Origin of the sequence: Erythrobacter donghaensis (genome assembly GCF_001557325.1) — a bacterium.
Taxonomy (GTDB): Bacteria; Pseudomonadota; Alphaproteobacteria; order Sphingomonadales; family Sphingomonadaceae; genus Erythrobacter; species Erythrobacter donghaensis_B.
In genome coordinates this window covers 1-13,586 of the sequence record NZ_LSJS01000248.1, presented here as the reverse complement: position 1 = coordinate 13,586, position 13,586 = coordinate 1, and the positions used below count along the sequence as shown (strand labels likewise).

Genomic DNA, 13,586 nt, shown 5'->3' with positions numbered 1-13,586 from the left:
CCCGCCCCCCTGCTTTACGAAATCGCTTCGGCCGATGGGTCGGTGGAGGGCTGGATGGTCGGCACCATCCATGCCCTCCCCGCTTTTGTAAAGTGGCGCACACCCGCGATCGAGAAGGCCGTCACGAGCGCCGACCTGCTGGTGGTCGAGATCGCCGCACTGGGCGATGGGGCCGATATCGCCCGCACCTTCGCTGCCCTCGCCACCTCCCCCGACCTGCCGCCGCTCTCGGAGCGCCTGCCGCCCGCGCTTCGTCCCCGCCTTGCAGAGCTGCTGGAGCGCGGCGATTTCACAGCCCGGGAATTCGCCGCGACCGAGACCTGGGCTGCCGCGCTCACGCTCGCCCGCATCGATGCGGCGGGCGACCCGGCGAACGGTGTCGACCGCGCGCTGATCGCCGAATTCACGGGCCGCCGGGTGCGCGAGCTCGAGGGCGCGGCGGCGCAGCTTGCGCTCTTCGACCGCCTGCCCGAGGCACAGCAGCGCGCCATGCTCGCCGCCGTGGTTGAGGAGAGCGCGGCCGCCGCCAGGGATCCCGAACGCCTCCAGCGCGCCTGGCTCGCGGGCGATGCGAAGGCCATCGAGGCCTCGACCCGCGAGGGCGTGCTCGCCGATCCGGCGGTGCGCGAGGTGCTGCTGACGGCGCGCAACCGTCGCTGGGCCGCAGCGCTCGCTCCGCTGCTTGCCGAGGCTCCGCGCCCGCTGATCGCGGTCGGCGCTGCCCACCTGGTCGGGCCCGAGGGGGTGCCCGCGCTGCTCGAGGCACAAGGCTACCGGCTCCGCCGCATTCCCTAAGCGGGTTGCCTTTCGGGCAATCCCTCTCTATGGGGCCGCGCTTCGATGCTTCCGGTCATCCCTGGAGGCGGTGGCATCGTTTGACTGTATCAATCAAACACGCATTCGAAAGGCATCCGTATGAGCGAGACTCTTACCCTGCCGGCCGAAGCGCGCGAACGGGCTGGCAAGGGAGCCTCCCGAGCACTTCGCCGCGAAGGTCGGACCCCTGCTGTCATCTATGGCGGCAAGGAAGAACCCACCATGATCCACGTCGAGCAGAAGGAACTGGTGCGCCAGCTTGGCACCGGGCACTTCATGAACTCGATCGTCATTATCGAGATCGGTGGCCAGACCGTCCGCACGCTCCCGAAGGATGTCGCCTTCCACCCGGTGACCGACCGTCCGACCCATGTCGACTTCCTGCGCCTGACCGGTGACAGCAAGGTCGAGGTGTCCGTGCCGGTGGTGTTCATCAACGAGGAAGCCTCGCCGGGCCTCAAGAAGGGCGGCGTGCTCAACATCGTGCGCCACGAGCTCGAATTGCTGTGCCCCAACGCCGACATCCCTGAAGAAATCCAGATCGATGTCACCGGCCGCGAGATCGGGGATTCGATCCACATCAGCGACGTGACCCTGCCCAAGGGCGTGACCAGCGTGATCACCGACCGCGATTTCACCATCGCGACCGTGATCGCTCCGTCGGGCCTCAAGAGCAGCGAAGGCGAAGCCGCTTCCGAAGAATAAGCGGATTGCCGCTGACGGCTTTCAGAACGCCGGGCTTCCTTCGCGGGAAGTCCGGCGTTTCGTTTTGTGCCAAAGGGCGATAGGCACCGCAGCTAGGGGAACGTCATGCAGATCTGGGTCGGCCTCGGAAATCCCGGTCCGCGCTATGCGCTTCACCGGCACAATGTCGGCTTCATGGCCGTGGACGTGATCGCCGACATGCATGACTTCGGCCCCGTCCAGAAGAAGTTCAGCGGCTGGGCACAGGAGGGACGGATCGGCGGCGCGAAGGTGCTGCTCTTGAAGCCCGCGACCTTCATGAACGAAAGCGGCCGCGCGGTGGGCGAGGCGCTGCGCTTCTACAAGCTCGGCACCGAGGCGCTCACCGTGTTCCATGACGAGCTCGACCTTGCCCCGTTCAAGGTCAAGGTGAAGCAGGGCGGCGGGCATGCGGGGCACAACGGGTTGCGCTCGATCGACCAGCATCTCGGCCCCGATTTCCGCCGCATCCGCCTCGGCATCGGGCATCCGGGACACAAGGACCGGGTCAACGGCCACGTCCTCGGCAACTTCGCCAAGGCCGAGGAGGATGATCTTGCCACCATGCTCGGCGCGATCGGGGCCGAGGCGGAATGGCTCGCCAAGGGTGACGACGTGCGCTTCATGAACGATGTTGCGCTCCGGATGCAGGGCTGACAGGCGTTGATTGCGCAAGCAGGCGTGATAGTCTGTTCGGCATGACCCGCATCAACCGCCGCACCTTGCTTGCCGGAGCCGCCGCTACCGCCACGCTGGCCGGTACCGCCCGCCTGAGCGCTGCCGAGCCCGTCTACACCCCCGAGATCAGCTTCAAGGGTACCAGCGTGCTGATCACCGGCTGCTCCTCGGGCTTTGGTCGGCTGACGGCGGAGCTGCTGGCCCGCCAGGGCGCGCGGGTGTTCGCCACCATGCGCGCCCTGCCCCGACCCGAAGCCGACGAGCTGACCGCGCTCGCCAAGGCGGAGAACCTCGATCTCCACGTGATCGGCATCGATGTGACCGAGCTTCCGCAGGTCAACGCCGGCGTCAAGGAGGCGATGCGCATCAATGGTGGCCCGATCGACGTGCTGGTCAACAATGCCGGGATCGGCATCACCTCGCCGGTCGAGGTGCAGGACATGACCGCCACGCGGCTGATCTTCGACACCAATGTTTTCGGGCCGCACCGCATGGCGCGCGCGGTGCTGCCGGGGATGCGCGAGGCGAAGCGCGGCCTCATCATCCAGATCTCGAGCCAGCTCGGCCGCGTGATCGTGCCCCATTCGGGCCATTACTCGGCGACCAAGTTCGCCTTGGAGGCGATGAGCGAGCAGCTCGCCTACGAACTGGTGGCGCACGGGATCGACGTGTCGATCATCGAGCCGGGTGGTTACCCCACCAAAGTCTGGGTCAACCGCAACGCCTATTCAAAGGCGTTGAAGGAGAGGTCGCTGTCGGTTCACAGCGCAGGCTATCCCGAGCAAGTGGCGCGGATGGGAACGGAAGACGGATCGGGCCGCAGCAATGATCCGATGGATGTGGCAAAGGCGATCGCGGGGCTGATCGCCCAGCCCCCCGGCACCCGCCCGCTGCGCCTGCCGGTGAGCGGCGGCGCGATCCCGCAAACCCCGATCAACCAGGTGACGGCGCAGGTGCAGACCGGCTGGCTCGGCAATTCGCCCTATGGCCCGCTGGTGAAGGCAGTCCACGGGCGGTGAGGCTCTAGCCATCGGCCCCCCTCCCCGCTAAGGGCGGCGCTTTCCAGACAGCCAGGGCATCACAATCATGGGTTTCCGTTGCGGGATCGTCGGCCTGCCGAATGTCGGCAAGTCCACTCTGTTCAATGCGCTCACCGAGACGCAGGCGGCGCAGGCGGCGAACTATCCCTTCTGCACCATCGAGCCCAATGTCGGCCAGGTCGCGGTGCCGGACGAGCGCCTGCGCAAGATCGCCGCCATCGCCAAGAGCGCGAAGATCATCGAGACCCAGTTGGGCTTCGTCGACATCGCCGGCCTCGTGAAGGGCGCGAGCAAGGGCGAAGGGCTCGGCAACCAGTTCCTCGGCAATATCCGCGAGGTCGATGCCATCGTCCACGTGCTGCGCTGCTTCGAGGACGACGACATCCAGCACGTCGCCAACAAGGTCGATCCCATCGCCGATGCCGAAGTGGTCGAGACCGAGCTGATGCTCTCGGACCTCGAAAGCCTCGAGAAGCGCGTCCCCGCCGCCGCCAAGCGCGGCGCGGCGGGCGACAAGGAAGCCAAGGCGATGGCGAGCGTACTCGGCCAGGCATTGGAACTGCTGCGCGAGGGCAAGCCTGCCCGCCTCACCGTCCCCAATGACGAAGAGGAGGCGCGCCTCTTCCGCCAGGCCCAACTCCTCACCGCCAAGCCTGTCCTCTACGTCTGCAACGTCGCCGAAGAAGACGCCGCCGAGGGCAACGATCTGTCCGCCAAGGTCTTCGCCAAGGCCGCGGCTGAAGGCGCGCAAGCCGTCGTCGTCTCGGCCGCGATCGAGGCCGAACTGGTTGCCATGCCCGAGGAAGACCGCGGCGAATTCCTCGAAGCGCTCGGCCTCACCGAAAGCGGCCTCGCCCGGGTGATCCGCGCCGGGTACAAGCTTCTGGGCCTCAAGACCTTCTTCACCGCCGGCCCCAAGGAAGCCCGCGCCTGGACCTTCCCCGCGGGCGCCAAGGCTCCACAGGCCGCGGGCGAGATCCACTCGGACTTCGAACGCGGCTTCATCCGTGCCGAGACCATCGCCTACGAGGACTACGTCACCCTCGGCGGCGAGGCGGGCGCCAAGGAAGCGGGCAAGCTCAGGCAGGAAGGCAAGGAATACGTGGTGCAGGACGGCGACGTGCTGCTCTTCAAGTTCAACGTCTGATCACGCGCCGTCTCGCATTTGTCGCGCGGGCCGATTAGGGGCGGGCCATGCGGAAACTCCTTGTCCTGATCGCCCTCCTGTTCATCCCCGTCGGCCTCGCCGCCAAGGAGGGCCCCCGCCCCGTCACCGTGCTGGTCGGGATCGACGGGTTCCGCGCCGACTATCTGGAACGCGGGCACACCCCGCGCCTTGCCGCGCTGGCGAAGGCGGGCGCCACCGGGCCGATGCGCCCGAGCTTTCCCACCAAGACCTTCCCCAACCACTTCGCGCTCGTCACCGGTTACCGGCCCGACCGCAACGGGATCGTCGGCAATTCCATGATCGACCCGCGCCGTCCGGGCGTGATGTTCAGCCTCGGCAATGCGAGCCAGGCACTGGATCCCTTCTGGTGGAACGAGGCCGAGCCGGTCTGGATCACCGCCGAGAAGGCGGGCCTGCGCACTGCTACGATGTTCTGGCCGGGGAGCGAGGTCGCGATCCAGAGCCGCCGCCCGTCCGACTGGATGCGCTTCGACCAGAACGTCACCAACGTGCAGCGCGTCAACACCTTGCTCGACTGGCTGCGCCGCCCCGCCAGCCTCCGCCCCGCCTTCGCCACGGTCTATTTCGACACGGTCGACACCGCCGGGCACAGGTTCGGCCCCGACAGCGCCGAGGTGAACGCGGCGCTGGCCGAGGTCGATGCGCGCGTGGGCGAGCTGGTCGACGGGGCGGCCAAGATGGGCGTGGCGGTCAACTGGGTGATCGTCGCCGACCATGGCATGCGCCAGACCGACGAGGCGCGGGTGATCCAATTGGACGACCTGATCGACCGGGCGAGCACGATCGTGGTCGAGGGCGGGCCCTATGCGGCGATCGAGCCCGCCGCCGGCACCGACAACCGCGTCGCCGATGCACTGCTGAAACCGCACGCGCACATGACCTGCGCGCGGAAGGAGGACCTCCCCGAACGCCTCCACTACGGCAGGAACCCGCGCGTCGCGGCGATCATCTGCATTGCCGAGCCGGGCTGGACGATCCTGTCAGGCCCCGCGCCCTACCCCGTGACCGGCGGCGCGCACGGCTACGACAATGCCGACCCCGACATGCTCGCGCTGTTCGTCGCCAGCGGGCCTGCGTTCGCGAAGGGCGCGACGCTCCCGGTGTTCGACAATGTCGCCGTCGCCGCATTGCTGCGCGCGGTGCTGGGCCTGCCGGAAGATGCGGCGGCCGACGGGAAGCTGGCGGATGTGCGGGGGGCGCTGCGGCGCTAGGCCGGCACCGTCCCTCTAGCCGGCTGCGTTCTGCACGCTGCTCTCGCCCTCTGCCGACTGCGCAATGCTGGCCGAATCCGCAGACTTGGCGAGGCTGAAGGTCGGCTCCCCTTCGGCCTCGGCATCCGCGCCTGCCTCGGGCCCGCCTTCCTCGTAGTCGGGCTCGCCGTAATAGGGCTCCTCTTCCTCCTTGCGCCCGAACAGGCGGCTCTTGAAGAACTGGAAGATCCCCGCCCCGAAGAGCGCCACGCCGACGAGGATCGGCTTGAGGAACTTCAGCAGGAACACCCCGATCGTGCCGAACAGGCCGAGCTTCTTGGCCACGGCCACGCCTGCGCCCGCAGCGATCAGCCCGCCGATGCCGTATTCGGCCGCCTTGTCGGTCGCCGGGTCGAAATCGCCGTAGCGCGCGCCGGCATCGAAGCTCGCGTGCTGCGCGAACTGCTTGGCGGCGACGCGGATCTCGCCGAGCTTGTCCATGCTCGAGATCAGGTTGAGGCTGAGTACGCCGTAGCGCCCCAGAGTGCGCACGTCGTAGTTGAGGCCGTTCGTGTCGCTGTCGCTGAAGCGCAGATTCTGCGCCCAGACCACCGAATGGGTCGCCTTGTCATAGGCCGGACGCTCGGCCCAGCCCACCAGCGCGATGGTCGGATAGCCCGCCTCGGCGCGCGCGGTGTTGGCCTCGTTGGTGCCCTCCTGCATCGCGGTGAGGAGCTCGTCGTAATCGGTGGTGGCGGCGTCCTCGTCGGAGACATAGCCGGTTTCCTCGAAGGTCACCACCGCGCCCCAGACGTCGCTCGCCGGGCTGCTGCCCTTGGGCATCACCAGCCCCAGCACGCCCTCGGCGGCCTGCGGCGGGTTGCCCCACAGGTTGACGAGGATCGTCGCGGCATCCTCCTTGCCGTAGAAGATATATTCCTCGCCAAGGTCGAGCGTGGCGCGCGCCTCGGGCAGGCCGACCTTGCCGCTGACCGGCTTCAGGCTGTCGAGCAGCTTGACGACCTCGGGCGGCAGTTCGCCCTCGGCCGGTGACTGTGCCCCCGCGGGCACGACGAAGAACGCGGCAAGCACCGCGAGCAAGGCTGCAACGAAACGCATGAACGACCCCCTGGTTGATCCCCGGGGCAGCTTAGCCGGGGGCGAGCATTTGCCAAGCGGTTTCTGTGACTTCGCCGTGTGCTCTAATGCCGCCCGAACAGCTTCTCGACGTCTTCCATGGAGAGCTTCACCCAGGTCGGGCGCCCGTGGTTGCACTGGCCCGAGCGCGGCGTCGCCTCCATCTCGCGCAGCAGCGCGTTCATTTCGGCGACGCTCAGCGTGCGCCCGGCGCGCACCGATCCGTGGCAGGCCATGGTGGCGAGCACCAGTTCGAGCCGCTCGGCGAGCAGCAGCGCGCCGCTGTCTTCCTGCTTGCCGTGCTTGGCGATGTCGTCGGCCAGATCGCGCAGCAGCGCGCCGCTGTCGGCCTTGGGGAGCGCGGCGGGGAGCGCGCGCACCAGCATGGCGGCGGGGCCGAAGCGCTCGATCACCAGGCCGTAGCGCGCGAGGCCCTCGGCGGCATCTTCCAACCGGTCGCAATCGACTTCGTCCATCTCGACCACGTCGGGGACGAGCAGGGCCTGGCTTCGCCGGACGCCCTCGTCGGCTCCGGCGGCGCGCAGGCGTTCGAGCACGAGGCGTTCGTGCGCGGCATGCTGGTCGACCAGCACGAGGCCGTCTGCAGCCTCGGCGACGATATAGGTGTTGGCCACCTGTCCGCGGGCGATGCCGAGGGGGTATTGCCGCGCCTCCTCGGGCACGGGCGCGGCCTGTTCGGCGCGGCCCTGGGGCTGTGCCAGCGGGGCGGTCCAAGCGGGCCGGGCCTCGCCGACGCGCGGGCCGGTAGCGGACCAGTCGCGCGCCGTAAAAACGCTTTCGAGCAGCGATGCCATCGGCGCAGGCTCGGGCGCGACCGGCTCGCTCACCCACCGCCCCATCGCCGCACGGTCAGGCCCCTGCGCAGAGCGGCGGTCGCCGGTCGCCAGCGCCTGCCTGAGACCCGAGACGATGAACCCGCGCACCCCCGCGCTGTCGCGGAAACGCACCTCGGTCTTGGCCGGATGGACGTTCACGTCGACATCCTGCGGCGGCAGTTCGAGGAACAGCGCCAGGACCGCGTGGCGATCACGTGCGAGCATGTCGGCATAGGCGCCGCGCACCGCGCCCACCAAGAGGCGGTCCTTCACGGGCCGTCCGTTGACGAAAAGATACTGATGATCGCCGATGCCGCGGTTCCAGGTCGGCAGGCCCGCAACGCCAGTGAGGCGCATCGTCCCGTGAGGCGTGTCGCGCGCGAGGTCGATCGGGACCGAATTGTCCTTCAGCTCATGCGCGATGATCCGCGCGACCCGGGTCGCCATTTCCTCGCCCGCCTGAAGATTGAGAACGGTGCGACTCGCCCCTTCGCCTGCCGTCTCGAGCGTGAAGGCAATATCCGGCCGCGCCATCGCGAGGCGGCGCACCACATCGAGGCAGGCGGCATACTCGCTGCGCGCCGAGCGCAGGAACTTGCGCCGCGCCGGGACCTTGGCGAACAGCTCCTCGACCCGCACGCGGGTGCCCGGCGGGAGCGCGGCGGGCTCGTCCGACAGGAGCGCGCCATGATCGACCACCCGCCGCCAGCCCTCTGCGGCGGCACCCTCGCGGCTCTCGATGGTCAGCCGCGCGACGCTGGCGATGCTCGGCAGCGCCTCGCCGCGGAAGCCCAGCGTGGAGACAAGCTCGATCGCGCCATCGGGCCCGATCAGCGAATCCGGGAGCTTGGAGGTCGCATGCCGCTCCAGCGCCAGCGCGATCGCCGCGGGGCCCATGCCGCAGCCATCATCCACCACCTCGATCCGGGCGAGGCCTCCATCCGCCAGCACCACCCCGATTCGCCGCGCGCCCGCGTCGATCGCGTTCTCGACCAGCTCCTTGAGCGCTGCCGCCGGACGCTCGACCACCTCGCCCGCGGCGATGCGGTTGACCAGATCGGAGGGGAGGCGGCGGATTTCGGGCATTTGCAGCGACGCTAGCGACGAGCCGCCACAATTTCGAGGGCGGCCGCGTCAAAATCACCGCCACGGTGGACAAATATTTTGGCCTTTTGCCCGGGGATTCGCTAGGCGCGCGCTGTCATGTCATAAACGGGTCCGTAACCGCTCGCGGCCGCAGCTCGAAAAGCGGTTCGCGACAAGACGCCCGTCATTACCGGAAAACACACCAAACATGAGCTTCCTGTCCGACCTCTTCAAGTTCCGCTCGCAGAACATGGCGATCGATCTCGGCACCGCCAACACGCTGGTCTATGTCCAGGATCAGGGGATCGTCCTCAACGAACCCTCGGTGGTCGCAATCGAGACGATCAACGGGATTCGCCGCGTCAAGGCCGTCGGCAATGATGCCAAGATGATGATGGGCAAGACCCCGGATTCGATCGAGGCGATCCGCCCCTTGCGCGACGGCGTCATCGCCGACATCGAGGTCGCCGAGCAGATGATCAAGCACTTCATCCAGAAGGTGCACGGCAAGAAGTCGATGTTCCGCTACCCCGAGATCGTGATCTGCGTGCCCTCGGGCTCCACATCCGTCGAGCGCCGCGCGATCCGCGATGCGGCCTCGAACGCGGGTGCCTCCGACGTCCACCTGATCCTCGAGCCGATGGCCGCCGCGATCGGCGCCGACATGCCCGTGACCGAACCCGTGGGCAGCATGGTGGTCGACATCGGCGGCGGCACCACCGAGGTCGCTGTGCTCTCGCTGCGGGGCCTCGCCTACACCACCTCGGTGCGCACCGGGGGCGACAAGATGGACGAAGCCATCGTCAGCTACGTGCGCCGCCACCACAACCTCCTGATCGGTGACGCGACTGCCGAGCGCATCAAGAAGGATTACGGCATTGCCATGATCCCCGAGGACGGCGTGGGCGAGACCATCACCCTCAAGGGCCGTGACCTCGTCAACGGCGTGCCCAAGGAAATCACCATCAACCAGGCGCATGTCGCCGAAGCCTTGAGCGAACCCATCGGCGCGATCGTCGAGGGCGTGCGCATCGCGCTCGAGAACACCGCGCCCGAACTCGCCGCCGATATCGTCGACCAGGGCATCGTGCTCACCGGCGGCGGCGCGCTGATCCGCCGCCTCGACGAGCACCTGCGCGAGGAAACGGGCCTGCCTGTCTCGGTCGCCGAGGACCCGCTGACCTGCGTCGCCATCGGCACCGGCCGGGCGATGGAGGATCCGGTCTACCGCGGCGTGCTGATGACAGCGTGACGGCTGCTCATGTAAGCCAGAAGGGACTCTAGAGCCATGGCGCCCCCCTCTTCGCGCCGCGCCGGCTTTTCGAAGAAAGCGCAATATTCGCTGTTCACCGGCTATCTGCTGGCAGGCGCGGCAGCCCTGGTGGGTGCCGCGCTGCTTGCGCTGTCGCTGTGGCAGCCGGCGGCCTTCGCCCCCTTGCGCGGGCTGGCGGGCGATGTCGTCACCCCCGCAGGCACGGGCACGGCGGTGGTGCGCTCGGGCTCGCAGGGGATCTTCGCCGGCCTGATCGGCTATTTCAACGCCGGGAGCCAGAACGCCGAGCTGCGCCGCGAGAACGAGATCGCCCGCATTCGCCTTGCCGAAGCCGAAGCGATCAAGGCCGAGAACGCGCGCCTCAAGGGCCTGCTGGGCCTGCGCGACGGGGAGAGCAAGCCGGTCGCCACCGGACGCCTCGTCGGTTCGACCGCCACCAGCGGGCGGCGTCACGCCTATCTCAGCGTCGGCACGGCGAGCGGGGTCAAGCCGGGAATGCCGGTGCTCTCCGAACGCGGCGTGATCGGCCGCGTGCTCGAGACCGGGCGCTATTCCGCGCGCGTGCTGCTGCTGACCGACAGCGAAAGCGTGCTGCCGGTGCGGCGCGCCACCGACAATGTCATCGCCTTTGCCGAGGGGCGCGGCGACGGGATGTTGCGCATTCGCCTGGTCAATCTCGGGGTCAATCCCCTGAAAGTCGGCGACATGATGGTGACGAGCGGCGCGGGCGGATACTACCGCCCCGGCGTCGCGGTCGCGATCATCGCCAAGATCACCCCCGATGGCGGGATCGGGCGGCTGGTGGCCGAGCCGGGCGCGACCAATTTCGTCTCGGTGATGGCGATCCATGAGGCTGCGGCGGTGGCCGAGCTCGAAGCGCCGCCGGGCACTGCGCCGGGCGCCGGCCAGCCCACGCCCGCCCCTTCCCCGGCGCCATCGGCACCGGCCAGCGCAGCGAGCGGGGAGGAGTGATGGAGCGGCTCGACCCCCGCGCCCGTTCGGACATCTACGGCCTGCGCATCAACCGCGCGCCCGATCCGTGGCGGGTGCGCATCGTGCCCTATGCCTCGATCATGCTCGCCTCGGCCGTACCGGTGCTGCTGATCGCCGACACTATGCCGCTGGCCCCCTCCTTCGGCTTCCTGATGCTGCTCGCCTGGCGGATGGTGCGCCCGGGCGTGCTGCCGCTGTGGGCGGGCGCGCCCCTCGGCGCCTTCGACGATCTGTTCAGCGGCCAGCCTTTCGGCAGCGCGATCCTGCTTTGGTCGCTGGCGATGATCGCGATCGAGGCGATCGAGGCGCGCTTTCCCTGGCGCAGCTTCTGGCAGGACTGGTTCACCGCCAGCCTCATCGCGGTAGCCTACTGGCTCGCGAGCCTCGTCGTTTCGGGCGCGAGCCTCACGCCCGAGATGCTGCTCGTCGCCGCCCCGCAGGCGCTGGTCAGCGTGCTCCTCTATCCGGTCATCGCCCGGGCGGTGGCCGGGCTCGACCGCTACCGCCTGTCGCGCGCGCGGACGATCGACTGATGAAGATCCCCTTCCTCCAGCGCGGCCCGCACAAGCCGGCCAAGATGATCAACGCCTCGCTGCTGCGCTCCTCATTCGAGCGGCGCGCGGTCGTGATCGGCGCGGTGCAGGGCGGGATCGGCGTGCTGCTGGCGCTGCGGCTGGGCTATCTCTCGGTCGCGGAGAACGAGAAATACCGGGTCGAATCCGAAAGTAACCGGGTCAACCTGACCCTCATTCCGCCGCGCCGCGGCTGGATTCTCGATCGTGACGGCGCGCCGCTCGCTTCCAACCGCGCCGACTTCCGGGTCGACCTGATCCCCGAACGCCTGGTCGACGCGGACGGGACGATCGACAAGCTGGGCGAATTGCTGTCGCTCGAACCGGCGCGGATCGCCGACATCAAGGACAGGGTCGCGACGTCGCGCGGGTTCGCGCCGGTGGAGGTGGCGAGCGGCCTCAATTACGAACAGTTCGCGCTGCTGAGCGTGCGCCTGCCCGACCTGCCGGGCGTGGTGCCCCAACGCGGCTTCTCGCGCTATTACCCGACCGCCTCTTCCGTCGGCCATCTGATCGGCTATGTCGGCCCGGCCTCGGCCGAGGAGTACGAGAAGGATCCCAACCCCCTCCTCATCACACCCGGTTACAAGATCGGCAAGGACGGGCTTGAAAAGCAATTCGAAAAGGAGCTGCGCGGCGTCCCGGGTGCGCGCCGGGTCGAGGTGACGGCGGGCGGGCGGATCGTGCGCGACCTCGAAACGCGCGAAGATGTGCAGGGGCAGCCGGTCAAGCTCACCATCGACGGCCCGCTCCAGGACTACGCCGCGCGCCGCATCGGGCTCGAGAGCGGCTCGGTGGTGGTGATGGATTGCCGCACCGGCGACCTGCTCTGCATGGCCTCGATGCCGAGCTTCGATCCCAATTCCTTTTCCGACGGGATCGGCGGGGTCGAATACGCAATGCTGCGCGATGACGAGCGCGTCCCGCTGCGCAACAAGGTGCTGAAGGGGCTCTATCCTCCCGGCTCGACCGTCAAGCCGATGGTCTCCATGGCGCTGATGCAGGCCGGCGTCGATCCCGAGGAGACGGTGAATTGCGGCGGCGGCCTCAGGGTCGGCAACCGCGTGTTCGGCTGCTGGAACCGCCGCGGCCACGGCGCGACCAACATGGCGAAGGCCATCTACCAGAGCTGCGACGTCTATTTCTACGCCATGGCCCAGCGCATCGGGATGGACCCGATCGCGGCGATGGCGCGGCGCTGCGGGATGGGGCAGGAATTCCCCCTTCCCGTCACCAGCCAGTTCTTCGGCACCGTGCCCGACCCGGCGTGGAAGATGAAGAAGTGGGGCCGCGAATGGCAGACCTTCGACACGGTCAACGCCACCATCGGCCAGGGCTACATGCTCTCGAGCCCGCTGCAACTCGCGGTGATGGCCTCGCGCATCGCCACCGGCCGCCACGTGATGCCGCGCCTGACTCTCGACACCAAGCCGCAGGGCTTCGACAAGATCGATTTCCCGGCCGAGCAGGTCGCCTATGTCCAGAAGGCGATGAGCGACGTCGTCAACGGCCCCGGCACCGCTGGTCGCGCGCGCCTGCCGATCGAGGGCACGCTGATGGCGGGCAAGACCGGGACGGCGCAAGTCGTCTCGCTGTCGATCTCGAACGGCAAGACGGGCCCGTGGAAATATCGCGACCACGGCCTGTTCATCTTCTTCGCCCCCTATGACAAGCCGCGCTATGCCGGCGCGGTGGTGATCGAGCACGGCGGCGGGTCGGGCGCGGCCTATCCGATCGCGCGCGACGTGATGACCTTCCTGTTCGATCCCGCCAAGGGTCTCGAAGCGCTCGCGGCGCTCGAGGCGGGCTGGGGCGGCACCGCGCAGCAGCGGCTCGAGGCGCGCTATGCCGCCTATGCCGCCGAGCGCGGGGCGAGTGTCAGCCGCCCGCCGCGCCGCGACGAGGAAATCCTCGACCGGGTCGACGCCGAGGCCCGCCGCGCCGCGACCGAGACCGAAGCCATCGCGGGCGAGGTGATCGCCCCGCGGCCCGAGGCCAATCCCTCGGGCACGCCGCCGGGCGCAGCCGTCGCTCCGACGCCTGCGCCCCCCAC

12 protein-coding genes are annotated in these 13,586 nt (G+C 68.6%); 10 read left to right on the top strand and 2 right to left on the bottom strand.

Annotated elements, in window-relative coordinates:
* The 6 genes from AX692_RS14740 to AX692_RS14715 form a co-directional block, all read left to right on the top strand.
* On the top strand, positions 1 to 795 hold a 795-nt coding region (locus AX692_RS14740; RefSeq protein WP_155646331.1), incomplete at its 5' end, for a TraB/GumN family protein.
* Between the two features lie 120 nt (positions 796 to 915).
* Positions 916 to 1,521, top strand: a complete 606-nt coding sequence (locus tag AX692_RS14735) for a 50S ribosomal protein L25/general stress protein Ctc (protein WP_073974641.1) — start codon at positions 916 to 918, stop codon at positions 1,519 to 1,521.
* 105 nt (positions 1,522 to 1,626) lie between these two features.
* On the top strand, positions 1,627 to 2,196 hold the full coding sequence (gene pth / locus AX692_RS14730) for an aminoacyl-tRNA hydrolase (RefSeq protein ID WP_073974642.1): 570 nt from the start codon (positions 1,627 to 1,629) through the stop codon (positions 2,194 to 2,196).
* Between the two features lie 41 nt (positions 2,197 to 2,237).
* Positions 2,238 to 3,236, top strand: coding sequence for an SDR family oxidoreductase (locus AX692_RS14725; RefSeq protein ID WP_073974643.1), 999 nt, complete (start codon positions 2,238 to 2,240; stop codon positions 3,234 to 3,236).
* Positions 3,237 to 3,303: 67 nt separating this feature from the next.
* Positions 3,304 to 4,404 (top strand): redox-regulated ATPase YchF, encoded by a 1,101-nt coding sequence (gene ychF / locus AX692_RS14720; RefSeq protein WP_073974644.1) that lies wholly within the window; start codon positions 3,304 to 3,306, stop codon positions 4,402 to 4,404.
* Positions 4,405 to 4,451: 47 nt separating this feature from the next.
* Positions 4,452 to 5,657, top strand: coding sequence for a nucleotide pyrophosphatase/phosphodiesterase family protein (locus tag AX692_RS14715; protein WP_073974645.1), 1,206 nt, complete (start codon positions 4,452 to 4,454; stop codon positions 5,655 to 5,657).
* 15 nt (positions 5,658 to 5,672) lie between these two features.
* Here the strand turns inward: AX692_RS14715 and AX692_RS14710 are convergent, their stop codons facing one another.
* Together AX692_RS14710 and mutL are read right to left on the bottom strand one after the other, a co-directional pair.
* Positions 5,673 to 6,755: a DUF2167 domain-containing protein gene (locus AX692_RS14710; protein ID WP_073980858.1), complete on the bottom strand. Its 1,083-nt coding sequence runs from the start codon at positions 6,753 to 6,755 to the stop codon at positions 5,673 to 5,675.
* A gap of 83 nt (positions 6,756 to 6,838) precedes the next feature.
* The gene (gene mutL / locus AX692_RS14705) at positions 6,839 to 8,695 is read right to left on the bottom strand and encodes a DNA mismatch repair endonuclease MutL (RefSeq protein ID WP_073974647.1); all 1,857 of its coding nucleotides are present in this window, start codon (positions 8,693 to 8,695) and stop codon (positions 6,839 to 6,841) included.
* 208 nt (positions 8,696 to 8,903) lie between these two features.
* Between mutL and AX692_RS14700 the strand changes: the two genes are divergently transcribed.
* The 4 genes from AX692_RS14700 to mrdA form a co-directional block, all read left to right on the top strand.
* On the top strand, positions 8,904 to 9,947 hold the full coding sequence (locus AX692_RS14700; protein WP_073974648.1) for a rod shape-determining protein: 1,044 nt from the start codon (positions 8,904 to 8,906) through the stop codon (positions 9,945 to 9,947).
* Between the two features lie 36 nt (positions 9,948 to 9,983).
* The gene (mreC, locus tag AX692_RS14695) at positions 9,984 to 10,940 is read left to right on the top strand and encodes a rod shape-determining protein MreC (protein ID WP_073974649.1); all 957 of its coding nucleotides are present in this window, start codon (positions 9,984 to 9,986) and stop codon (positions 10,938 to 10,940) included.
* A complete protein-coding gene (mreD, locus tag AX692_RS14690) occupies positions 10,940 to 11,494 on the top strand; it encodes a rod shape-determining protein MreD (protein ID WP_073974650.1) in 555 nt (184 codons plus the stop codon). The genes mreC and mreD overlap by 1 nt, the downstream gene beginning before the upstream one ends.
* A partial coding sequence (gene mrdA, locus AX692_RS14685; RefSeq protein ID WP_073977749.1) for a penicillin-binding protein 2 occupies positions 11,494 to 13,586 on the top strand: 2,093 nt, incomplete at its 3' end. The genes mreD and mrdA, both read left to right, overlap by 1 nt.

Coding starts and splice junctions, on each gene's coding strand:
- AX692_RS14735 (WP_073974641.1), top strand. CDS start 916: ATGAGCGAGACTCTTACCCTGCCGGCCGAAGCGCGCGAACGGGCTGGC.
- pth (WP_073974642.1), top strand. CDS start 1,627: ATGCAGATCTGGGTCGGCCTCGGAAATCCCGGTCCGCGCTATGCGCTT.
- AX692_RS14725 (WP_073974643.1), top strand. CDS start 2,238: ATGACCCGCATCAACCGCCGCACCTTGCTTGCCGGAGCCGCCGCTACC.
- ychF (WP_073974644.1), top strand. CDS start 3,304: ATGGGTTTCCGTTGCGGGATCGTCGGCCTGCCGAATGTCGGCAAGTCC.
- AX692_RS14715 (WP_073974645.1), top strand. CDS start 4,452: ATGCGGAAACTCCTTGTCCTGATCGCCCTCCTGTTCATCCCCGTCGGC.
- AX692_RS14710 (WP_073980858.1), bottom strand. CDS start 6,755: ATGCGTTTCGTTGCAGCCTTGCTCGCGGTGCTTGCCGCGTTCTTCGTC.
- mutL (WP_073974647.1), bottom strand. CDS start 8,695: ATGCCCGAAATCCGCCGCCTCCCCTCCGATCTGGTCAACCGCATCGCC.
- AX692_RS14700 (WP_073974648.1), top strand. CDS start 8,904: ATGAGCTTCCTGTCCGACCTCTTCAAGTTCCGCTCGCAGAACATGGCG.
- mreC (WP_073974649.1), top strand. CDS start 9,984: ATGGCGCCCCCCTCTTCGCGCCGCGCCGGCTTTTCGAAGAAAGCGCAA.
- mreD (WP_073974650.1), top strand. CDS start 10,940: ATGGAGCGGCTCGACCCCCGCGCCCGTTCGGACATCTACGGCCTGCGC.